Source organism: Bacillus litorisediminis (genome assembly GCF_022808645.1).
GTDB lineage: Bacteria > Bacillota > Bacilli > Bacillales > JC228 > Bacillus_BF > Bacillus_BF litorisediminis.
Genome location: NZ_JAKZKT010000041.1, coordinates 1 through 22,778 on the forward strand (window position 1 = coordinate 1; position 22,778 = coordinate 22,778).

The window sequence follows — 22,778 nt, forward strand, 5'->3', positions numbered from 1 at the left end:
TTTCTCTTTTTATCTTTTCCCTTTCTTTTCGGGTATTCCGGTAAGGTGGACTGGTTTATGTACTTTCTAATCGTTTTGCGATCAAAGCCAGTCTCTTCAGCAATAGCGCTAATAGTCCATCCTTTCTGATAAAGTTCTTTAATCATAAAAAATTCCCCTATCTCAATCATCAATTGTCTCTCCACTCCTAAAAGTTATTGTATCGAGACAATTATCCGTTATTTCTGGGGAATTTTTAACCGTTTATATTGGGGATTTTATCACCGTTGTTAACAATGACTATGAAACAAAGAAGTACGCAGTTTACACAATACTAGGCTATACCATAGAAGGTAAGAAGGATATTCTAGGTTTATGGTTAAATGAAACCGAAAGTAAGCATAAATGGATGCAAATCTTTGATGAACTTAAAACACGTGGTGTAGAAGACATTTTCTTTCTCTCCATGGATGGTGTTAGTGGTCTGGAAGAAGGAGCACGTGCGATTTTCCCTGACGTAGCTGTATTCGAAATTCGATTAGGTATGTTCCGATAAAGACTACAAGCCTTTTACCGCTGCCTTAAAGAAAGTGTATGGAGCCCCTAGTCTTAAGGAATGTCAGAGTGCGTTTAAATCCTTTTAAAATCAATGGTCTGCTTACCCTGGAGCAGTAGACGTGTGGAAACGAAACTTAACTCATGTGGAACAACTTTTTCGATTATGGTAGTAACATTCGTTAAATTATGTACACCACTAATGCCGTTGAAAGTATCCACTCTAGCTTTCGAAAAGTCACAAAAAATAGAGCATTCCCCCATGAGAACGCCCTTTTAAAAATATTGTTTTTACGAACAAAAGAATTGGAAAAGAAATGGGAAGGTGGACACATCCAACAATGGGCCATGGTCATGAATCAACTATTAGTTCACGACCACCTGAAGAAACGTGTGAAGAGATATCTAGAATATCTTACACACTTTTCTTGACAAGCCCTCGAGATAATCTTAAGGGTTTGTTTGCATTCTTTTTATCCAAGCCTCTTTATCCTCTTCATTAGGTACACCAAGAACTAATAGTCGGCGTGGTCTTGTCATACCCACATACACAATCCTTAATTCTTCACTGTCTGTTGTCCTTAAACCGTGATTTAAAAGTCTCTTATAAAATGAACCTGTAGCGCCTCTTTGTTTAAGAAGTAAAAGCACAGCTTCAAAGGTTTCTCCTTTTGTAGTATGAACTGTTCCAGTTCTAAAGTTTAGTTTTTTAACATTATGGAAAGGGTTAAACAATGTATCTAATAAAATATTTCCTTTGTCTTTATTAATTTTAAGGGTAGTTTTAAATCTCTTATCTTTAAAGGTATTAATGGTTTGGGCTATCCAATCAGAAACTGAACAATTTGTATTTGGTAGAATGCTTATTATATTAATGATTCTTTTTCTGTATTTCGTAAATCCAATTTTTTCTGTAAGTTCCTCCAAGTTACTCTGTGAACAATAGTCAGTTCCAAAAAATATCTTATACAGTGCTTTTTCAATAATCTTAAACCCTTCTCTTGGATCTATATTATCATATATATATTTTCCTAGAGCTAACTCTCTTGCAACCATATGACCTGTTAACCAAGGAGCATCTAAACTTTGTACATAACTCTCCCCCATAATTTGATGATAAATAGATTTGCTTCTATATATAACTGCTACATTTTCTTCATTAATTTCAATGTGGTGCATTTTACATAATTCTAAAAAATAATCTATTATTTTATTTAAAGAATTTTCATCATAAATTTGAATTATAGGGTCAATATTTATATCCTTTACATCATCGTTAACTGCAATTGAGGGGTTCTCGAGTGATGATAAAGAATAGGTGAAGTTACAAATTTTTGCTGAACTTCTCCAATTTTCATTTAAAATTAATGAATTTTCTTCCCATTCATTAAACTTTTGAATAAATAATTCGGGTCTAGCATCATTCCATTCAAAAATGGCTTGATCGGGATCTCCAACCAACATAATGTTTTCTAGACCATTTGAGAGTAGTATATCTATTATTTTCATCTGAATTTCTGATGTGTCTTGTGCTTCATCAATAATAAACTGAGGAAATCTGTAAACTATAGACTTTGCTATTGAGGGGTATCGTTCAAGTAGTTTTAATGAAATATAATTTGCATCATCCTGTGTTGCATATCCCATTAACCAATACTTCTTCTTTACTTGCTCTACATGTTTAACGTGGCCACTTAAAGACCCGTCCTTTTTTTTCCATTTAAAATGAAATTGCTGCATATTAGTAGTTGGAACAAGTTCATCATTAATGTTAAAACTAGTTTTATCAAAATATTTATTATAATCCTTTTCATATTTACCGCTTGTCCAATTTCCGTGTGGCTCACCAACTAATGTTGGGCGTACACTACAACCCATTATGTGATGTCCAAATGGCAGAAAAATATACTTATTTATAAAACTGTCTATTGTCCCTAAAAAATGTGGATACTCAATAGGAGTTTTTACTCCAAAATTGGCATTTATTTTTTTTTCTATTTCCTTCCAAGCAACATTAGTAAATGAAATTACAGCTATTCCACTATGTCTACTCTTCCAATTTTGATAAATATGTGCAAACTTTGCAGATATAGAGTGTGTTTTTCCACTTCCTGGACATGCCCTTACAACACTTTTACCATCCATATCAAATACAATCTTTTTCTGTAAATCAGACAAACTATTATACATGCTATTCACCTTTTACTACCCACTTAATCGCTTCTTTTATATATTCTGGTACTACAAATTCGGAACGTTTTTTTTCATCTGTAATTAATTCCATTACCAATCTATGCGCTAGTTCAGACTTAGCTTTGTTACTTTTTACTTTCTCTAAAAAGTTTTTACCAAATTCCTCTAAGGAACATCCTTTGTTAATCCTTTTGGCAGCGTTTGGATGCATTTCTTGAAAGATACCTAGCAAAATTTCAGCATTTTTTTCGCTAGCAATAAATAGTTCATATTCAAAGGTTATGCTTCCAAGCTTTACTTTTAATAAGCCTCCTTCTAAATCTATTGCTTTTTTGGCTCTAGAACTGATTTCCTCGGTTTCTTCATTTCGGTCATCATCCGTAAGAATAACACTTCTAATATTTAGTCTTTTATCTTCTTCATCAGAATTAAAAAGTTTCGCAAAATGTTCAAAAGCAACTCCATTAATGTTGACTAATTCTATTCCTTTTTTTTCAATATCGTATTCACAATCATCCCCAATCATTTTAGAGAACTGAGCAATTAAAAGAGCCTCAGAAATTCCCTCTACAAGAATTACTCCGTTTGAAAAGAATAGTTGTGATTTAGTGACATCTAAAAATTTTGATAAATATTTTTTATTGTAATCATCAAGATTAGATTTACTTAATGAAAGAGAATACACATGATTATTTTGATTTTGGAGAACTATAACGGCATCTAAGTTCGCCTTAGCAGTAATTGTTGGCGAATGTGAACTAACAAAAAGCTGAATCCCAAATCCATTTAACTTGTTTAGGTAATTAAAAAGTATATTTTGAAGCTGTGGATGTAAATGTGCCTCAGGTTCTTCAATTAATAATGCTATGTATGATTCAGGTTCAATCTCCCTTTTATTTTTTAAATCTCCTAAAACTGTTGCTGTATAAATTAAATTGTTATACCCTAATCCATTCTGAAAAATTTCCAAGAACTTTTGCTTAGATTCGTCTCCCTGTAAAGTCCCTTCACTATAAATAGGTATTTGCATTCTTAAATTATCTACAATTCTTTTAAAGTCTAAAGGGAAAAAGTCTATTTTTACAGATTGCTCTTTTCCAATTAATGATGTTTCTAGCAAATGCTCATTTACTTTTTCTTCACCTAACTTTAATAAGTTAAGCCAATCTTCATCTTCACTCAACGTAGAAATAAGTTTACTGGACAATTCCTTACGTTTTTCTTCATCAATAGGATTTCCGTTCTTATCTGTAGTTAAATTAGTGTACAGTTGACCAAGTCTATTTCCTCTAGTTGGCCTTAAATTTTGAACAGCATCACGTAGAGCACTTAAATATACTGAATAAATAAGATCTAATACTTCTGGAGTTATTTGCTGACCCTCCTTTTCACCACCCCAAACTCTGTGTTTAATTTTTTCTATACCGCGTCTCTCCTCTATATAATATTTGAAATGAAGTTGAAGTTCTTGGGTATTATCTTCATTTTGAACCAGTAATTCATTAAACACTCCAGTCTCTATAGGATTCTCTATTTCAAAAACTAGATGAAATTCAATTTCTTTACTATCTGCTTCAATGTTATTCTTATCAATATAAAAATCAGATTTTTTTATATAAATATCTCTCCATTGATCACCATATGTAAAACAAATTCGTAGAGCATCAATAATAGCAGATTTGCCAGTATTGTTTTCACCAATTAAAATATTCAGTCCCCTATTAAATTCTAGCTCTAATTCTTGAATTGCTCTAAAATTTTTAATATAAAACTTTTTCAAATACATATTTTCCCCTCACTTTTTTATTGGTTCTTTTCTAAAACTGTAAGGTAATTCTCTATGGTATCAGCTCTAATGTTATGTAAATTAAATATATTTATTTGTAGGATATGATATCGTACGCCACCTCTGATACTTTTCCTTGCGGTAAAATATAATACGAATTACTTTTTTCAAAGCGCTTTTTAAAATAATTGTTTAACTCCAAATCCGTACAAAAAACAAAGCACCCCTTCTGCCCCCGAGTCATAAGCGTACGATACGTATTACAGATGATTTGATCCGCAACTCCTTTAGCTTTTTCCGGATTTGCCAATGTTTTAATGCCTTTTAAAGATTGATCTGTTTTAGCACGTTTGTTGTAGTCTGTGATGACTTTCCCATTTTCAAATCTGATGTCTGGACCAATGATTACTCCTACATAGTCAAACTCTAACCCCTGTGCGGTATGGATACATCCCGCTTGATTGACTGAATTCTGATCTATTGCCCAGATGCTATCTGACAAATTCCAGCTTATTTCAAAATTAAATTCTGATATGATGATTTCTTTATTCTTAACGTTTGTTCGCCCTGCTGTTGGCCACTCCCAACAGTAGCCCGCTAACATTCTTGATTTATTATTAATCTGATTTAGTCTTTCGATTTCGTGTAACATGTCATATGGATTGTCATATACGCGAAAGTCATAATCGACTCCATAGTAATCGTTATTTGCTGTTTCCCGGATTTGAAGTACATCGTCTAACCATGCAATATAAGCATCGGAACATCACATCGAAATTGAGATACTAGTTCTCCTTTGATAATTTCGGCATCAAACTCTTTTGCATATTTTTCTATTAAATCGATACTCCCTATATCCTTTAACGTTACCTTTTGATTTTCATCTATAAAAAATATCGTGAATTTTGCTGCTTTGATTAATTCTTTTACCTGGTTTTCACCTTGATTCCCATAGAAACCTGATTTCTCATTTAAACGATGGGCTTCGTCAACTATTAGGACATCGAACTCATTTAATTTTGATTCTGTAAAACTGCCGGAACCTTTAAATAAATTGTCAATTTGTGTTTTTCGAAAAGTCCCTTTTAATTTAGTTGAGTAAACATCCCTTGGTGCAGAATTTTTAGATACATAAAATGTAACTAGATCTTGATTAGTGAGATTTACTAAAAGGTTAATGGCCATTACAGATTTTCCTGTTCCGGGGCCACCCTCAATAACCATTACCTGTTTCTTATCGCTTTTTACGCTTTCTAATGCTAGATGAAATGCCTCTTCATAAAACACCTTTTGTTCATCAATCATGATAAATTCTTCTTTACCTTTTAACATACTGGTAAGTGAATCTTGCAATGATTTTGAAGGCCGAATTTTCCCATGTTCAATCTGATAGATCAGTTTGTTACGATCTCCTTTTCGAACATATTTCTTTATAAAATCCCTTAATTTTTGAATTTCCCCTTTTGTGAAGACTGGAGCTTTTTCCAAATGCTTCCGATAATGTTCATCGGTTAAAGGATCATTGTCTCCTTTTCTATAATTGTGTAAGTATGCACACGGTTTGAGTTCAATATGTTGTTGTTGAACATTTTCATTAAAATCTCTAATTAACGCAGCATATGACCAGGCTTGGTATGATGGATGAGTAACTTCCCTTTTAGTTCCTCCAAGGATGGTTTTAACTAATGCATCTTTACCAGTAATTTTCTCTACATCAGACCATTGTTTTAATTCTACAATTACAACGTGGTCTTGCTTTCCGTCGTTCCCTGCTATTAAAAAATCCACACGCTTCGATGTATTAGGTATTTTAAATTCAATAGCAACAGATGCATCATTGGGGATATCCTGATCCTGCATTACGTTAGACATACGTTGGAGGGAATTCTCCCATGATATTATTTCTTGCTTAGAAGTCCGACCGATCTTTTCTTGATAAGAAGTGTATAAACGTTCAACTAATAATTCATTTGTAACATCAGAGATAAATTCTGATTTTGTTGCTTCGTAAATGATCATTTCCTTACAACTCCTAGTCCATTTCTATAATTCTATTATAAAAATAGGTTATAAGGTAAATACAATTAAAAACCGTTCAAGTGAAAAAAACTAAGCCCTTCTAGCTCTAGTGTTCATCTATACTATAGGGGCTGTAAAATTTTTGACTGACATTAAATTAACTGATTTGACTTACCAATTTTATTTATTCTTAATTATTTTGTTCCAGTTTTAGAATTGTTTAAAATGATATTCCCAACCTTCATTAACTGTTCATGATCATACATTTCATCAAATTCCAACTTTCGCTTTCCATATTGGATTCGAAGACCTCTCTCTAATAAACCATCCTTAAACCAATTAACATTAATAATAGTTTGATAACGAAATTTATCCATAAAATTAAGGTTTTTAGTTAAAAATAAAACTCTTTTATTAGTAGGTAATAAGTATCCTTTTATTTCTTTTTTGCTTGATTTATCATACTTGCAGAAAATGAATGTCTCTAGTTTCTCATTAGGCTCTAGTACACGATCATAAAGCGATTGAAAAAAATGTTTATTTCTTTTAATTTCATTAAACTCATAACTATTATAGCTCTGACTAGTATTTCTCATCAGTTTTGATACAAGTGATTCTATTTCTTTTCTTTCTAGCTCTTCCTTTTCAATCCGCTTTCTTTCTTGTTGTTCCCGTTGTTGTTGTTTAAGCTGTCTTTGTTCTTCCAGTTTCTTATTTCTTTCTAATTTTCTTTGATGACTGAGTTGCTCTTTTTCGAACCTGTACTTAGTCACTTTTTCTTTAACAATTAACGGGTCCTCTTTTTTGGTAATCAGCTTTACCATTAAATCTTCGACTTTATAACATAACGTTTTATATATCCCCATTCTAATCTTCCTTTACTTAACCATTTTCCTTGCAATATAGAACCTTCTTCCTATCCAACATAATGCAAGTACACTTATACTTCCAGCTAATGTTTTTTGTTGGGAATTTTGTTCTTCTTCATATTCTTTATAGCCTACTTCGTAATAATGTTTAAATATAGCTTGCCCTTTTTTATATTCTTCTGGAATATTTAAAGGTTCACCAGTTTTCCCCAAAGAAAATCCCGCATTTTTAAATTCTTCTACTTCTCTATTAGAAAAAAACCCCTCTTTATACCATTCTCCAAATTTGTCATTATTTAAATTTGGTTCTTCAAATTCTAACATGGTAAATGCAGCATCGTATCCTTGTTTAAAATAAGTATCCTTCAATTCCTGTTGTGCTTTACTATACCCTTCTTTATATGCTTCAACATAAACCTCTTCAAGGTCTTGTGGCGGAGAATGTTTATCTTTCTTACCATCGTTGTAACCTAAACTAAAATACTCCTCTTTTTTGGCTTCTACTCTTTCATTAACAGCTTTATTAAAACCATCTTCAAAAGCTTTTTTCAAGCTTGGATGAGAAGCATACATTTCTGGTATTTCAATGTTTTCTTGTTTTTTTCCTAAAGTATAACCTTCATTAGAAGCTTTTGTTTTTTCAGATTCTATTTTTTTCTTGCCTTCTTCGTAACCTTTGTTATACCCATCAGTATAACCATGTTTAAACGTATCAGAGCCAGAGTTTGTTGTACTATTTTTAGTAGATTCTAAATATCCATCTTTGAAACCCTGATTATATCCTTCACTTTCACCATTTGCTCTTTCTTCTTTATCCTGATTAAATTGAATTTGTTCTGGGCTATTATTTATTTTAGTTTTATCGTAACCACTTGGAGGTTCACACGGTATTCCATCGTCTACGTTACCGTTTCCCCATCCATCTAAATTTTCTGGATCATATGTTGCTGAATATCCCTTCGAATTCCAATAAGCAACAACTTCATCATAAGTTGCAAAATCTGAACAATCTTTATCACTGCTAATATTGTTAGCTCCACTTGATGAGGAATTGGAAGATCCTCCTCCATTATGATAATGATAGCCGCTGCATAAACCTTTTGCCTGGGATTTTTCACTACAATTATGCCCTCCATTTGAATCTGTTCGTCCTGAGTGTGCAGACACAAATGGACTAAATAAAAATGCGAATAATAAAATTATAATTACTACTTTCCTACTCAATGTTGGTTCTCCCCTCACTCTTATTTTTTTATTTATGTATTTATTAATAGGCTAGAATTGATTTTGAGCTTATTTCGAGTAATGGTATGCTTTCCCTATTACTAAGCAAATAACATTCAATTTACTTACAAATACAGGGAATTAGTAACTGTAAATATATTTTAACTCAATCTCGAAAATATGGAACTAGAAAGTAGTAAGATTTGTAAGGAAATTATTGAATAAGGGTGAATACAATATTTTCCGAATATTTTATTAGTAACAAAATAATTGAATAGATGCTTAAAATTTTTTATGTTCCTCTCATTGGTTCTATACGTGGATAATTCGATTTAACATTTCATAATTTGATATGTAACACAATATTTAATCATTAACGAAACTGCTTCTCAACAAGTTATTCCTATAATCTGGTTATATGTGTAACTACTTCACCACCTTTTTTATAACCACTAATACTTCATTTCTTACACCAATCAACCCACGTTGTAACAAACGTTTTGATAATACGGTTTTACTTTTTTAGTTCACTTTTAATCCTATCCTTTACAAAAAAAGAGAGACTACTACATATTGATTGTCTCTCTCGCTAAATCAGCACATTTTGCAATTTGTTTACGGACTCATCAGCATGTTCAGAATCCATTCCTTCTTCAATGCAACGCATCATGGTTGAATCAACCGGTGCTGGGCAGATTGCTTTGACGCGTACACCATAGGTATGCTACTAAATAACCGAGTTCTACTGATTTTCCGAATCGTTTCATTGGGTTTGGTTGAACAAATTGTTTGACGACTTCCTCCCAATTTTCCGGATTAATTTGTTTCAATGATCCTTCTACCATTGGCGTCTGGTGAAATTACATTTTTTTTAACTTTAGTATTAACATTAAAGTACTCACTAATGGAAGCGTACTTATTTGCAATCCTAGCAATAGGATCTAATTTCAAATGATTGATTTTATGTTCATGCAAATAAAAATCATCTTTGATGTTGAAATTGACTACCTTTCCAAAAATCATATTATTACTTCCTACTTTAATTATATTTTCAAGAGTACATTCCATTTGAATAGGTGCATTTTTTACTTTTGGAACATTTACTACCTTACAAGATTCCATTTCTACGTTTGCTTCATCGAACTCATTTATTTCTTCAGGATAAGGTTTACTTGTTATATCAATATTTGTGGCCATTGAGGTTGATATTATATGAATAACAAACTCCTTAGTTTGCTCTATATTACGGAGAGTGTCTTTTTTCTTTAATTCCCCATCGAACAATCCGGCTCCCACCGAAAAACATAAAATAGGAGGATCTGGAGATGCAACTGTAAAGAAACTAAATGGTGCTAAATTCGGGACTTTATTTTCACTAATAGTTGAAACCCATGCGATTGGCCGAGGTACGACGATTCCGCTCATTAGTTTATAAAGTGATTTACTATTAATAGAAGCTGGTGAAATTTCCATTTTCATTTACTCCTTTGAATAAGGATAGATTTATAAGGCGTGGTGATCTTATCACCACGCCTTAGTAGATGTTACATATTTTTATTAGTCTGATCGATAACAATAGCAGTAGGCTTATTATAAGCAATTCCATAACCTGTAAGAATATAAATAATTGCAAATATGACTCCAGTATAGATCATTGGTGAAAGTAATATATAATCAGCAACAGTAACTCCTAAAGTATTTGTAATAAATACAGCAGTAATTCCCCATGGAATACCAGGTCCAAAGGCTGTTCCAGTATCCTCTAAAGATCTTGATAGATTTTTCCGGGCTACTCCATATTTGTCGAACAGTGGTGATAGAATGGGTCCCATAACAGCAAATGAACTTGAATAATTTCCGGTTACAGAGTAGAATCCACCGTGAACAAACAGGACAGAAATCATCATCGATTTTGCGGACTTCATGGTTTTTGTAATTTTTTCTACTAAAATATCTAAAATTCCTGTTGCTTTTAGAGGTGCGGAAACTACTGCTGATGCAAAGAATACCATTACAGTTTCAAACATACTGATGAGTCCGCCCTGCTTTAACATTTTATCAACGATTTCAACTTCTGATGTTGAAGTATAACCGTTCATTAATGTAGCGCCTATAATTTGTAGTGAACTATCCTGAAAGAAAATGGCCAATAAACAGGCTGATAAAATTCCAAATGTAAAGACAGGTAAAACAGATATTTTAAGAAGGATTAGCACCAATACAATTAAAGGTGGAATTAATAATAAAATGTTTAAGTTAAATGAATCCCCTAATGTTGAAGTTATTAATGAAATATTCTCGTTGTTTTGAACATCCATATTGTTTGTTATGGAGTTATTTAAGAAGAAAAAGATAACAAAAGAAATCACATATCCGGGCACTGTTGTATATAGCATATGTTTTATGTGTTCAATCAAATCTACGTCTGTTAAAGCGGAAGCAATAATAGTTGAATCTGACAATGGGGACAATTTATCTCCAAAAAATGTCCCTGTTACGATTGCTGCTGCAGCATATTCGAGCGGAATTCCCAGTCCTGCTGAAACACCCATTAAAGCAACCCCAACCGTTCCAATTGTTCCCCAACTAGTCCCAATTAAAAAAGAAGTAACTGTACAAATTAGTATCGTGGAAATTAAGAATGTAGAAGGTGTTAAAATTTGTAAACCATAGCTTATTATCAATGGAATAGTCCCAGATAACATCCATGCCCCAATCAACATACCGACAGCTAATAAGATCAAAGCAGGCAAAAGGATCTTCTGCATAATGGAAAACATTTCTTGTTCAAGTTTTTTCCAACTTACACCTCGAATTAAAGCTATAAAAATAGTTACTACTCCAGCTGATAATAAAACAATGGCCGCAGGTGCTTTGACAAATATCAGCCCATAAATCATTACTGCAAAAATAACTGTAAAAAATAAAAGTACATCAACCATTGAAAACGGTTTTCTTAACATAATTTCCCCTCCCCTTTTGTTCAAAAAACTAGCTTTCTACTAAAAATGAAGTATTCTCAACCGTCATTCTCTTTATTTGTTCTTTTGTAAAACCGTTATTTAAAAGCTTCGTAACAAAATCTATTAAGCATTCATCTGGATATGGGTTATCAACTTGCCCAGTATCAGAAGATAAAATAATATGATTTGGCTCCACAAATAATATTTGTTCAAAAAGTTCTTCCCAAGTCATTTTAAATTTAGGTTTTATTACCGAATAACAATGCTCAATGATAGCACCTAACTCCGTCAATTCTTTTTGCTCTTGTTTTGTAAGAACAGTAGAAGGGAATGTTGGGTGTGTAATAACAAATTTTTTGATGTTATGTTCTTTGCATGCGGAGGCTAGTAAATAAATTTCCTTCTTGCTTAAATGTCCAGTTGCAAGAATAAGGTTATACTCTCTAATTAGATCCAATATTTCGTGTACAACTGGTTTTAATCTATTTCCTTCAAGAATACTAATTGAAGCAATCGGTTTTCCTTCTTTTTGTCTTTCAAGCTGGAGTTTAGCCCAAGGTGGTAATCTTTCGTAACTTGAGTTATTAAAAAGAAATTGAACTTCATTATCTGAATCAAGAGTCGGCATCCATACAATTTTTGCCCCGTCTCTTGCGGCCATTTCAACAGCAAATGGATTAATCCCACCAACAGAATTATTTAATGCTATTGCACCGACGGCATTAATATTAGGGTTCAATTTATTGACCATACGTGCTCTTTCAGCAGTACAAAAATAGTGGGATTTGATACCAAAACCTTTCATTCCTATGTTTACTAATCTATCAGCATACTCTACATCATCTAATTTCCTTGGACTAATATCGGGTCCTGTATGAACATGAAGATCGTACGCACCTTCAAGTAATTCTTCATTCATATGAATCAACACCTTATCTATGTAGTTTTATGTTGAGATCAAAAAGATTACTTTAGCTGGTAGTCCTTATCATTTAATACCCAGCCTGTTTCTTCTGAAAAATCCCTTCGAGGTGGACAGAAGATATCCACTAACTGATTTAATCCTGCTCCGATAGCTTCTGATGTATGTATGACTCCTGGGGGGATGACAGTTACGGAAGGTCCTTTACAATATTCGTGCTCATCTTCTCTCCACTTTGTCTTATCTGTTAACCACGGCCAACGGAGATGATGTATATATTCTCCATCAAGAATCAATGAGCATTGTTCAAAATCATCATGAGAATGGGGTGATAATTTCGAAGGATCACGAGGACCGTTTTTAGGTTCTAAGTAATTGACCATGAAAGTTGAGCAACGAAAAATCCTTCCAAATCGTCCTTTTTCTTTTGGAACGTCAAGACTATAAATTCTAACTTCTTCCCCCTTAGGTGATAATGGCCAAGGTTCAAAATCAGCTACGTTTGGATCACTTTCATAATAATCATCTTTATTGATTGGCAACTCAGCTATATCTTTATTTAAGATTGTAAATAACTGAACGATTCTGCCACCTTCGATTAATGTAACTGTACTTTCACCAGAAGGTACAACAATTAAACAAAACCCATCTGTCACATGTTGTAGGCCATTCCATTCAATTACTACCTGTGTTTCTTTATCTGGAATAAGAACTACGTATTCATCAATTTGATTTTTTCTAATAAAACTTGCTCTTCCATTTGTTTCCGAATAATTAATAAAGAAGTTCTGGCCACGAGCCCACCAGGTTTTTGTATTGGGAGTTTGCATACTTGGCAATTCTTCATAAAATTTTACATGCTTAGCTTTAGTGAACTCGTTAGGTTTTTGATTTTTAGTAGAACCAAATCCAGACCGTGGATCAGTTTTGTCGAACATATTCTTTCTCCCCCTCGCACTTCTAGTCTTTCTACTGCTCCCCAGTTACTATTAAGTTTTGAAAATCTTTAAGTAAGGCATTAGCACCTTCTTGCAAAAATGAAATATCCCCGCTAATTGCAATAAACCGATATCCTTTATCAATAAACTGTTTTGCGGATGATAAGTTATTTGCAAATGCACCCATAAATGTATTAGTTGCCGCTGCAAGCTCCTCTACTGCTTTTATTCTGCTTTGAACTCTTTCGTCATTTATATTTCCAGGAACTCCGAAATCAACTCCCAAATCAGTAGGTCCAATAAAGGCTATATCTAAACCTTCAAACAATAATTCGGAAGGTTGCTCCATTTCTTTTGTCTCGAACTGACCAATCGTTAAGACCCTAGAATTTTCACTTTCTAAATAATCTTTTAGTGCTACTCTTCCATATTTTGATGCAAGATTAGCTCTTCCAACTGAACGAGTTCCTGCAGGAGGAAAATGAGTAACAGAATACAAATGCTTATTATCTTGAATACTCTTTAATCTTGGAATTTGAATTCCTGTTACGCCAACTTCTAGTAGTCGGTTAACTAATCCTTGAGTAGGATCAGGTAATCTAACAATTACAGGTAGATCTAGTGCTACAGCCGTTCTTATTACATCACGTGCTTCGATTTCAGATATTTGGGCATGTTCCATGTCACATATCACAAAGTCAAAGCCTGCAAGAGATAAAATTTCGACTACCTCGGGTCTTGGTAATTTTAAAAATGTACCAATACATGGTTGTAAGGATAACTTTCTTTTAAAGTCAGACTTCAAATTCTTTCCCCCTTTTTGTTAGCGTTTTCAAAATTCTTAACATTTACAATGTTACAACATAATAAAATCATTTTCAATATGTAAAATCTAAATTTCACTATGTGAAATTAAAACAAAAAAAATACCTCGAAGGCAAATGTTCGAGGTAGTTTCTTATAAAATAAACAATTGATTTTTTATGATTTCATCACAAATAATTTGAGAAGTTTCCTTTAGTTTTGTTACAAGAAAAGGGAGATTATGCTCTTGGTATCTAACTGTTGGCATTGAAATACCTAAACTGGCTATTACTCTATTTTCTATTTTTATAGGTACTGCAATACCTACTGCGCCATCTTGAACCTCTTCTTTACTAATATCGTAACCTCTCTGGCGAATTAGTTTTAGCCGTAACTCATATTCTGTCTGACTTGTGAGAGTGTTTTTTGTGAACGATTTCCACTCAATATTGGATACAATTCCTTTAAGCTCTTTCTCGGGTAAAAAGGCAGAAATGGATCGTGCAAAGGCACCGGCGTGTATTGACATTTTTTGTCCTATCGAAAATGTGGATCGAAGTGATAGTGAACTTTCTAAACGATATATACAAACAACTTCGTTCATTTCTAATTTACATAGCGCAATCGTTTCATTAAGCTCTTTATGGAGTTTAGATATTGGTTGATTTGCAATTGAAACTAAAGGGTTCTGCTGCCAAAAATTATTAACGAAACGTAAAATTTTAGCAGACATTCTTACTTTACCGTCTTCCATAACCAGCATTCCTGACTCACATAGGACCTTAACATATCTATATGTAGTAACATAAGAGGTATTAATCTCGGTGGAAATTTCATCTAGGCTAAGGGTAGGCCGTTGAACGGAAAATAAATCTAATATTTGTAATCCTCTTTTAAAAGATTGCGACATTTGAATTTTCTCCTTTGGAATACTGAATAATACCACATCGAACAATTAATTTGATAGAATTTGATTTTTAGTATAGGTTGTATTTACTAATAACGTCAAGTAAGGAAAAATGGTACGCTTTTAATTGGGTTTTTCCGAAAGTACTATATACCGACTTCTTTCCAATTTTACGTTCCATTTTATTTTATTTTCTTAACTACCTCCAGAAAAACAGGGACGAATCCCGTGATTCCTTCGTTTTGCAAAAAGAAAAAACCAGATGTTTTCTGAAAATCTTATGGGCAAACACACAATTCTTCTCCGGTACATACACTATCCAAAAAGTCAGGAGGAATATCTATGAGATTATTGGGTTATTACTTGTAATCGCTACTCTAGCACTCTTATTATTCTCGCCTCATACCCTTTGGCAATTGTCCAATACCATTATTAAAGAGTGAAACCAGTTGTTGTGGATATATTTTTGACCAGTGAAGTTGGGATTGCGATTATCGTAAGTGTCATTGTAGGAAGAATCTTGGAGAGGCTGGGATTCACCGATGGTTTGATTCGGATCTTTGTTCCGATCATGAAATGGTTTAATATCAATCCGTCTGTTATTATCCCGAGTGTTTACAATATTCTTGGCGACATCAATGCGGCAGGAAAAATCGCAGGACCCATTCTTGTAAAAGTGCGTTTATTATAAAGGGGTAACGGTTATTGATCGCTAATAGTAACATTAAAGACAGATATTTTCACAAAGGGGTGTAGATAATGTAACAATCCGGAATAGGGTTAGTCGGGTATAAAAAAATGTGCGACTGCCCGTCGCACAAAAAAAATCAGTGCCACTAGTAATTGCTTCATACGGCAAGCTACAGTGGTACTAGCGATTAAATATTCTGCTATCTAATTTTTAATGAATGTCAATTTTTCAAGAAGGTCAGACAATGCACAATCTGTCATAGAGGATAGTCGATAATCAACTTCAGGAAATGTTAAATGTTGGGTGGTTTCATTCGGAACAATAACACAGGTTAAACCTGCTTGTATTGCGGCAAGTGAACCATTTGCTGAATCTTCGAAAGCAATGCATGATTTAGGATCAACATCTAGCTCTTTAGCAGCTAATAAGTAAAGTTCTGGGTTTGGTTTCACTTCAACTACATCGTCTGCAGTCATGATACACTCAAAATAATCTAATAAACCTAGCCTGTTTAAATGGCCCGAAACCCATTTATAATCAGAGCTTGATGCCAGACCAATTTTTAAATTCATGGCTTGTGCTTCTTTAAGATAATTTTCTACACCTGGTCGCACCTTTAATGTGTTCAACCTTGTTTGCAGCTTTGCTTCGTTTATTCTTTTGAGTTCTGCACGATCAATTGGCTGTATTTCCTTTTCCAAAAGATCATATATTGAAAAATCTGATTGTGTACCAATATTTTGTATCCATATATCAAACGGAAATTCCAAATTATATGATTCAAACATTTCTTGAAATATGGCTGTATGAACTGATTCGGTATCCAAAATCAAACCATCAAAGTCAAAAATAACAGCTTTGTACATGTATTCACTCCTTTATTACGCCAATTTAGCAATCGGTTTCTAACCGTAACTTTACAAGATCTGCGATTAAATAATAATTGGAATAATGAACAGGATTTGAACATTCATCATAAATAACTTTATCTACTAAAATTAAAGGTGTCAGTCTGCTAACCTCTAAGTGTTTTTGTAACTCCTCTGTTGGATGAACAAATTCCAGTTCCTTACAAACTCTTTTGAATTTGATTTGGTACTCGTCATTAATAATCTTAAAAGTAGAACTATCTGGTTTAATTTTGTTTTCGATTGAGGGATATAGTGATGTAGGTAAGTAGGCATAATCCAAACTTAAAATTTGGTTATTGCGATAGACTTTCCTGATTAATTCAACGTACTCATCATATTGATTATTAAAGACTTTATTAATATGGGGGGTACCCTTTATTTTCTCCATTGAAATAATATCTTTTGTTATAATATCATTCTCTGTGGTTAAACCCTCTGTGAATCCCTGTAAATGTAATAGATGAATTTCTTTGCGAGGTTTATTAACAAATGTACCTTTTCCTCTTATAATTTCAAGGATTCCTTCTTCAACCAATTCCTTAATGGCACGGCGAATGGATATTCGGCTTGCTTGAAATATTTCACATAATTCAGCTTCTGTCGGAATACGATCTCCCGGATTCAATTGATTCGCTTCAATATATTGTTTAATTCCTGTCATAATTTCTTCATATAAATAAATGGGATCGTTGTTACTCAAAAGAATTCGCTCCTATACCTTATCATTTACCCTTATTATACATTATCTAGGGTGTTTTGATATCATTTCCATTTCTTTGGGGTAACCGAATCCACCATATGTTTGGCAAGTCATTTCAGCTGATTTTGTTCCTTTGTCGATCGCAACTTCGATATCGTCACCATTTATATAAGAAGTTAAAAATCCTGCTATTAAACTATCACCTGCACCCATTGTGTCAATAATATCAATCTCTCTCAGCTTCTGCTCATACACCACTCCATTTTTGATAAAAATGGCTGGCCTTCCGCCTCTAGTCAATCCGATCACTTCAAAGCGAAAAGAAGTTAAAAATTGGATGAACCGTTCAAGTTCTTTATCTGAAAGTTCAGCAGCCGAGAAAAAAGCATAAGAAATATACGGAGCTATAGACTCAATATAAGATAAATCCTTCTTGTTTGAGAAATCAAACGATATTTTTGACACTTGAGACAATTTAGGAAGCTCGCTTTCCATTGAGGAATAACAACTTACATGACTTAAATCAAATGTTTTAATATAATCCAACTCTTCTTGAATAAGCTGAATTTTATATTTATGCTGAACTGTATTTTTAGGGCCACCTACAAATACGCGATCATTTTTTTCTGTTAATGTAACTCTCGGTTGTCCGGTAATACCGAAAACTTCACGTGAAAAATGATAATCGATTCCTTCTTGACTCAGTGCATACTTAATATGATCAGCAGGTTCATCGTTACCAAATATCCCAATATAAGAAACTTTACTAGCCCCATTCCGTTTGGCATTAACTGCTACATTGACACAATTGCCTCCAGGATAATATTTATTTTGATCCAAATAGCAGTCCACTACGTTATCACCAATTGTTATTAGTTTCATGGTCATCATCCTTTCACAGATCCTTCTGCAAGACCTCTAACCAAATACTTTTGTAAGAATATAAGTAAAATAATCATTGGAACAGTTGCAATAACCATTCCTGATAGCAATACTCCCCAGTCTGTACGAAGTGCATCTCTAAAGACCATTAATCCTGACGGGATTGTTTTTAATTCACTAGAATTGATAAAAACGGTTGCGAATAAGAATTCATTCCAAGCAAAATAAGCTGTTAAAATAACAGAAGTAAATAAAATAGGTACAGATAGCGGCAAATATATTCGCCAATAAATCCCGAATTCAGTACAGCCATCCATTAATGCTGATTCAGATAACTCCTTAGGCACAGTTAAGAAGAAGGCACGAATCAATATAATCGTTAAAGGTAATCGATAGGCTACATACGTCAAAATGAGCGCCCAGTGTGTATCGATTAAGTTAGTTACTGTCAAAATTTCAAATAAAGGGATTAAAGCAACTTGCGGATTCATCATTAAGCCGCCAATTGTAAACAATAATCCCGCATCAATCCACCGATTTCTATACCTGGATAATACGAACGCAGACATCGATCCAATCAATACTGTAAGAATAATCGTTAATCCAGTAACATAAACACTGTTAAAAAAATAGCTCGAAATCCCTTTCTCCCATGCTAGTGAATAGTTTTCAAACTTCCATTCCGATGGTAAAGCCCAAACATTATTATAGATTTCTTGATAACTTTTGAATGACGATATAACCATCCAAAATAAGGGGTATAAAATGACAATGGCAAAGATTAACAACCCCAGAAATAGTATATTTTTTGTGATTCGTGTCTGGACTGGGATTCTATTTTTATTTGTAACAATTGAACTGGGGGAAGTTGAATTCTTTAACTGAGTTTTTATCATGTTCTTTAATCCTCCTTCCCTGTTTTAGATACTTTGATTTGTATCAGTGCAAATATAGCAGATAGCAGGAATATAAGAGTTGCTAATGCAGATGCATAGCCCATGTCATCTTTAAAGAACCCTGTCTGATACATATGAACCGCTAATGTCATGGAACTATTACCCGGACCGCCATTTGTGAGAATGTAAGGTTCATTAAATACAAGAATAGATCCAGTTACGGTAACTAATAAGTTAACAAAGGTTACTTCTTTAACTTGTGGAACAGTTATACTAAAAAATCTGCGTATTTTTCCAGCTCCGTCTATCTCTGCAGCTTCATACAATTCTTTCGGAATCTTCTGAATCGCTACAATAAATAACATCGTAATTAATCCAATGCTTTGCCATTGAGACATCGCTATAACACTATATATGGCAGAAGTTGAATCACCTAACCAAGGTTTAGCCCATTCCTCTAATCCAATTAATTCTAAGAAACTATTTAACAACCCGATTTGGGGATTATATACAAAACCAAATAATAATGCGATTACAGAAATCGAAATCATAACTGGCATAAAATAAATGACTCTTAAAGCAGGTGCGAAGCGTCTAAAAAATTTATCCTCTAAAATGGAAGCCAGCACTAAAGCAAAAAATACCTGCAGGATCACTGAGATGATTGCATATTTAACATTGTTAATTAATGCAGTTACAGCTACCTTATCATGAAATAATTCTTTAATTTTACTTAGCCCAACAAATTCTTTCGATTGGGAAAATACACTAAAGTCAAAAAAACTATTATAAAAATTTTGAACGAGTGGTATGTAAATAAATATACCTAAAAATAAAATGGTTGGTAACATGAATAAGATTGGTGTTATATAAGCCTTTTTAAACTTCATTACTGAAAACCACCTTCTTTTTTAAGAATTGCCCTAACCGAATAAGTTCCTAGTTAGGGCAATTCCTATGAAATCTTTCTATTGGTTACGTAATTTAGCTGCTTCTTCCTGTACTTTTTTCATGATTTCTTCTGGAGTCGTTTGATTAGTTGCTAATTCTTGGCCACCGCGCATGAAAATATCAGCAATTGAAATATCAACTGCATTATCAAACCAAGGGGCTACATCTGATGCATCTAAAATAATTTGATAGGCCTCAAGACTTGTCGGATTTGAATTTTCTTCAGTTACCCCTCCTTTAATAGCATTTAACTGCCCATCTGCTTTTGTAAATGCTTTAGCGGTTTCTTCTGAAGTTAAGAACTTTAAAAACTCTACAGCTTCAGGAGGTGCATTTTTACTTAACATCCATCCTTCAGGTGCACCAGTAAGTGATTCAGGTCTTCCTTCACCATCTTCAACGGGCGGGAAATTAAAGAATCCAAATTCGACATCACCGGCATCTTGTACATATTTAACTTCTGCAAATTGCATATATAATACTGGAACTTCACCGGTAGCAAACATGTTCCGAGCTGTTTCATGATCTATAGCCGTTGAAACATCACCCATGTAAGTGGTTAACTCTTTGAAGATTTCCAGGCCTCGAATATAGCCTGGATCTGTAAATTCACCTGTTTCAGGGGTATAGTCTTTAACTAGTACATCATGGTCTATCACTCTATCAAAAATAGTTCCCATGTAATGGGATACTGCCCAGGCATTTGTTAAACCTTCGACTAGAGGTGTTTCATAACCTGCTTCCTTCAGCTGATCTAATACATCGATCAGTTCATCGTATGATTTAGGTACAGCTATATTATTTTCTTCAAATACTTTTTTGTTATAAAAGAAAGCTTTACCATCAACCGTAAACGGAATTCCATAAGTACTCTCATCAAAAGTAAATCCAGCATATTGTGACTCGATAATATTACCAGACCATTCTGGATCATCCGCAATGATGTCGTTTAACTCCATAATACGGCCAGAACTTACTAAGTTAGCGGCAAATGAATCTGACCATGATGAGAAAATATCAGGCAGCTCATCATTTGAAACCAACACTCTGATCTTTTCTTTATAAGAATCATTTAAAACAGAATCTACATTAATTTTTACATTTGGATGCAGCTTTTCAAATTCTGCAATCCTTTCATCATAAAATGATTTTCTTGGTTCATTGGGCCATCGATGGAAGAAATCAATTACTACTTGATCACCATTGGAAGCATCGCCATTACTATCTTGAGAGGAAGAACAAGCTGCTAAAAACGAAGAACTAAGTAAAACAACAAGCAAAAATCTAAGTACCTTTTTCATTAAACTCCCTCCTCGTTTTTGTAACCAATTATTTCAAAAACATTAGTACTCCATTTTCCACATATATCTTCTTACTGATAATGGATGACCCGTATGTTCAGCTAAACCATCAGCGTATAATCGTAAAACAGGACCGGCAAGTGCAGGGCCGAAATACTCTTTTAGGTCTTCGTCTACCCCTGTATAATCAAACTCTTTAACGTTAACGACTTCAACTTTTTTACTATATTTAGTAACAAAATCCAGAGCGCGTTGATCAAGTGGTGTGCTTGGTCCTTCTCCAACTACCATTAAAAATGGTACATCATAGTCAGTGATTTCAAATGGTCCGTGGAAATATTCGCCTGAATGAATAGCATTCGAATTGATCCAAAGCATTTCCATCAGCAGACAGCTTGTGAATGAATAAGCGTGGTGGATATACGCACCGCTTGCCATTGTGTAAATGATCTTCTCACGCTTATTTTTTTTTCCGAATGCGTCAGCAACATCCTTATACTTCGCTTGATTACTTTCAATTAACTGACCTAGATTAGATAACTGGTCAACACCACGGAGATATTTCTCTTCACCAGTAATAACATTAAGTAATTTAAAGATTAACGTGTAAAAAATACCGATCTCTCCATCTATAGCATCAGAGCCATCTTTATAATTGTAATGAATGGTAAATTCAGCCTCTTTACACAACGGAGATTCAACATCCATTGAAATGGCAACAGTCAAGGCACCTTGATTTCTTGCGTATGTAGCAGCTCCAACTGTTTCAGGGGTTGTACCAGAATGAGATCTCAGTATAACAAGACTTTTTTCTCCTAATGCTTTTGGTGCACGGTGAATAAATTCATTTGACGTATAAACAAAGCTTGGCATGTCAGTATCTTTTGTAACAAAATAATCTCCAAATGATAGCGCTGCCATTGATCCGCCACATGCAACAAAGAAAATATTTTCAATGTCTTTCCCTTTAACAGCCTCGATCACATTTTGAATTTGTTCCACATGTTCTTGTTTCATTATCTTAATCCTCCCTTCAATTTATCATTTTGTTTACAACAAAATTTGGTAGTCATAATGTAACCTCCTCATTTTCTATGATGTCATATAACATCATGTTTGAAATAATAATATGTCATATGACGTCATACGTCAACAGTCTATTATGAATTTTCTAATTATTTTTGTTTTTCAAGTTACTAAGAATAGGTAATTTTTTGTTTTAAGGGGGAATTGTCTTGATTGTGATGGACATTTTACAAAGAAAAAAGCAGCCTGTTTAGTTGGCTG

Annotated in this window: 19 protein-coding genes and 2 pseudogenes; 2 read left to right on the forward strand and 19 right to left on the reverse strand. The window is 33.6% G+C overall.

Features of this window, described 5'->3' with window-relative positions; translation table 11 throughout:
* On the reverse strand, window positions 1–170 hold a 170-nt coding region (locus MLE14_RS17405; protein ID WP_449237020.1), incomplete at its 3' end, for a terminase gpP N-terminus-related DNA-binding protein.
* Between the two features lie 98 nt (window positions 171–268).
* On the opposite strand from MLE14_RS17405, the pseudogene MLE14_RS17410 reads away from it, so the two are divergent.
* Window positions 269–966: pseudogene (locus tag MLE14_RS17410) on the forward strand (IS256 family transposase); the annotation flags it as partial.
* An 18-nt stretch (window positions 967–984) separates the two neighbouring features.
* On the opposite strand, the gene MLE14_RS17415 reads toward MLE14_RS17410, so the two are convergent.
* From MLE14_RS17415 to MLE14_RS17465, 11 genes and pseudogenes are all read right to left on the reverse strand, one after another.
* The gene (locus MLE14_RS17415) at window positions 985–2,724 is read right to left on the reverse strand and encodes a UvrD-helicase domain-containing protein (RefSeq protein WP_243299685.1); all 1,740 of its coding nucleotides are present in this window, start codon (window positions 2,722–2,724) and stop codon (window positions 985–987) included.
* A gap of 1 nt (window position 2,725) precedes the next feature.
* Window positions 2,726–4,507, reverse strand: a complete 1,782-nt coding sequence (locus MLE14_RS17420; RefSeq protein WP_243299686.1) for an ATP-dependent nuclease — start codon at window positions 4,505–4,507, stop codon at window positions 2,726–2,728.
* A 97-nt stretch (window positions 4,508–4,604) separates the two neighbouring features.
* Window positions 4,605–6,532, reverse strand: a pseudogene (locus tag MLE14_RS17425) (DNA/RNA helicase domain-containing protein).
* Window positions 6,533–6,726: 194 nt separating this feature from the next.
* Window positions 6,727–7,398 carry a PH domain-containing protein gene (locus tag MLE14_RS17430; protein WP_243299687.1) on the reverse strand — a complete coding sequence of 224 codons (672 nt, stop codon included), beginning with the start codon at window positions 7,396–7,398 and terminating at the stop codon, window positions 6,727–6,729.
* Window positions 7,399–7,410: 12 nt separating this feature from the next.
* Window positions 7,411–8,625: a YHYH domain-containing protein gene (locus MLE14_RS17435; RefSeq protein ID WP_243299688.1), complete on the reverse strand. Its 1,215-nt coding sequence runs from the start codon at window positions 8,623–8,625 to the stop codon at window positions 7,411–7,413.
* An 816-nt stretch (window positions 8,626–9,441) separates the two neighbouring features.
* Window positions 9,442–10,098, reverse strand: a complete 657-nt coding sequence (locus tag MLE14_RS17440) for a flavin reductase family protein (protein ID WP_390629119.1) — start codon at window positions 10,096–10,098, stop codon at window positions 9,442–9,444.
* Window positions 10,099–10,169: 71 nt separating this feature from the next.
* Window positions 10,170–11,588 carry a Na+/H+ antiporter NhaC gene (nhaC, locus tag MLE14_RS17445; protein ID WP_243299689.1) on the reverse strand — a complete coding sequence of 473 codons (1,419 nt, stop codon included), beginning with the start codon at window positions 11,586–11,588 and terminating at the stop codon, window positions 10,170–10,172.
* A 28-nt stretch (window positions 11,589–11,616) separates the two neighbouring features.
* Entirely contained in the window at window positions 11,617–12,507 is an 891-nt protein-coding gene (locus MLE14_RS17450; protein WP_243299690.1) for a DUF6282 family protein, read from the reverse strand.
* 47 nt (window positions 12,508–12,554) lie between these two features.
* Window positions 12,555–13,448, reverse strand: a complete 894-nt coding sequence (locus MLE14_RS17455) for a hypothetical protein (protein WP_243299691.1) — start codon at window positions 13,446–13,448, stop codon at window positions 12,555–12,557.
* 31 nt (window positions 13,449–13,479) lie between these two features.
* Window positions 13,480–14,253, reverse strand: a complete 774-nt coding sequence (locus MLE14_RS17460) for an HpcH/HpaI aldolase family protein (RefSeq protein WP_243299692.1) — start codon at window positions 14,251–14,253, stop codon at window positions 13,480–13,482.
* Window positions 14,254–14,406: 153 nt separating this feature from the next.
* The gene (locus tag MLE14_RS17465) at window positions 14,407–15,162 is read right to left on the reverse strand and encodes an IclR family transcriptional regulator (RefSeq protein ID WP_243299693.1); all 756 of its coding nucleotides are present in this window, start codon (window positions 15,160–15,162) and stop codon (window positions 14,407–14,409) included.
* A 463-nt stretch (window positions 15,163–15,625) separates the two neighbouring features.
* On the opposite strand from MLE14_RS17465, the gene MLE14_RS17470 reads away from it, so the two are divergent.
* Window positions 15,626–15,850 (forward strand): hypothetical protein, encoded by a 225-nt coding sequence (locus MLE14_RS17470; RefSeq protein ID WP_243299694.1) that lies wholly within the window; start codon window positions 15,626–15,628, stop codon window positions 15,848–15,850.
* A gap of 203 nt (window positions 15,851–16,053) precedes the next feature.
* Here MLE14_RS17470 and MLE14_RS17475 read toward each other — a convergent pair whose 3' ends face one another.
* The 7 genes from MLE14_RS17475 to MLE14_RS17505 all read right to left on the reverse strand — a co-directional run bounded on the left by MLE14_RS17475 (window position 16,054) and on the right by MLE14_RS17505 (window position 22,508).
* Window positions 16,054–16,716, reverse strand: coding sequence for an HAD family hydrolase (locus MLE14_RS17475; protein ID WP_243299695.1), 663 nt, complete (start codon window positions 16,714–16,716; stop codon window positions 16,054–16,056).
* A 25-nt stretch (window positions 16,717–16,741) separates the two neighbouring features.
* Window positions 16,742–17,461: a GntR family transcriptional regulator gene (locus tag MLE14_RS17480; RefSeq protein WP_243299696.1), complete on the reverse strand. Its 720-nt coding sequence runs from the start codon at window positions 17,459–17,461 to the stop codon at window positions 16,742–16,744.
* 42 nt (window positions 17,462–17,503) lie between these two features.
* The gene (locus tag MLE14_RS17485; RefSeq protein ID WP_243299698.1) at window positions 17,504–18,343 is read right to left on the reverse strand and encodes a PfkB family carbohydrate kinase; all 840 of its coding nucleotides are present in this window, start codon (window positions 18,341–18,343) and stop codon (window positions 17,504–17,506) included.
* A gap of 5 nt (window positions 18,344–18,348) precedes the next feature.
* Window positions 18,349–19,239, reverse strand: coding sequence for a carbohydrate ABC transporter permease (locus MLE14_RS17490; RefSeq protein WP_243299699.1), 891 nt, complete (start codon window positions 19,237–19,239; stop codon window positions 18,349–18,351).
* Between the two features lie 5 nt (window positions 19,240–19,244).
* Window positions 19,245–20,129 (reverse strand): carbohydrate ABC transporter permease, encoded by an 885-nt coding sequence (locus tag MLE14_RS17495; protein ID WP_243299700.1) that lies wholly within the window; start codon window positions 20,127–20,129, stop codon window positions 19,245–19,247.
* Between the two features lie 78 nt (window positions 20,130–20,207).
* On the reverse strand, window positions 20,208–21,491 hold the full coding sequence (locus MLE14_RS17500; protein ID WP_243299701.1) for an ABC transporter substrate-binding protein: 1,284 nt from the start codon (window positions 21,489–21,491) through the stop codon (window positions 20,208–20,210).
* A gap of 42 nt (window positions 21,492–21,533) precedes the next feature.
* On the reverse strand, window positions 21,534–22,508 hold the full coding sequence (locus tag MLE14_RS17505; protein WP_243299702.1) for an SIS domain-containing protein: 975 nt from the start codon (window positions 22,506–22,508) through the stop codon (window positions 21,534–21,536).
* Window positions 22,509–22,778: the final 270 nt, after the last annotated feature.

Bases quoted from the DNA above. Each gene is read 5' to 3' on its own strand.
- MLE14_RS17415 (WP_243299685.1), bottom strand. From the start codon at position 2,724: ATGTATAATAGTTTGTCTGATTTACAGAAAAAGATTGTATTTGATATG.
- MLE14_RS17430 (WP_243299687.1), bottom strand. From the start codon at position 7,398: ATGGGGATATATAAAACGTTATGTTATAAAGTCGAAGATTTAATGGTA.
- MLE14_RS17440 (WP_390629119.1), bottom strand. From the start codon at position 10,098: ATGGAAATTTCACCAGCTTCTATTAATAGTAAATCACTTTATAAACTA.
- nhaC (WP_243299689.1), bottom strand. From the start codon at position 11,588: ATGTTAAGAAAACCGTTTTCAATGGTTGATGTACTTTTATTTTTTACA.
- MLE14_RS17450 (WP_243299690.1), bottom strand. From the start codon at position 12,507: ATGAATGAAGAATTACTTGAAGGTGCGTACGATCTTCATGTTCATACA.
- MLE14_RS17455 (WP_243299691.1), bottom strand. From the start codon at position 13,448: ATGTTCGACAAAACTGATCCACGGTCTGGATTTGGTTCTACTAAAAAT.
- MLE14_RS17465 (WP_243299693.1), bottom strand. From the start codon at position 15,162: ATGTCGCAATCTTTTAAAAGAGGATTACAAATATTAGATTTATTTTCC.
- MLE14_RS17475 (WP_243299695.1), bottom strand. From the start codon at position 16,716: ATGTACAAAGCTGTTATTTTTGACTTTGATGGTTTGATTTTGGATACC.
- MLE14_RS17485 (WP_243299698.1), bottom strand. From the start codon at position 18,343: ATGAAACTAATAACAATTGGTGATAACGTAGTGGACTGCTATTTGGAT.
- MLE14_RS17490 (WP_243299699.1), bottom strand. From the start codon at position 19,239: ATGATAAAAACTCAGTTAAAGAATTCAACTTCCCCCAGTTCAATTGTT.
- MLE14_RS17495 (WP_243299700.1), bottom strand. From the start codon at position 20,129: ATGAAGTTTAAAAAGGCTTATATAACACCAATCTTATTCATGTTACCA.
- MLE14_RS17500 (WP_243299701.1), bottom strand. From the start codon at position 21,491: ATGAAAAAGGTACTTAGATTTTTGCTTGTTGTTTTACTTAGTTCTTCG.
- MLE14_RS17505 (WP_243299702.1), bottom strand. From the start codon at position 22,508: ATGAAACAAGAACATGTGGAACAAATTCAAAATGTGATCGAGGCTGTT.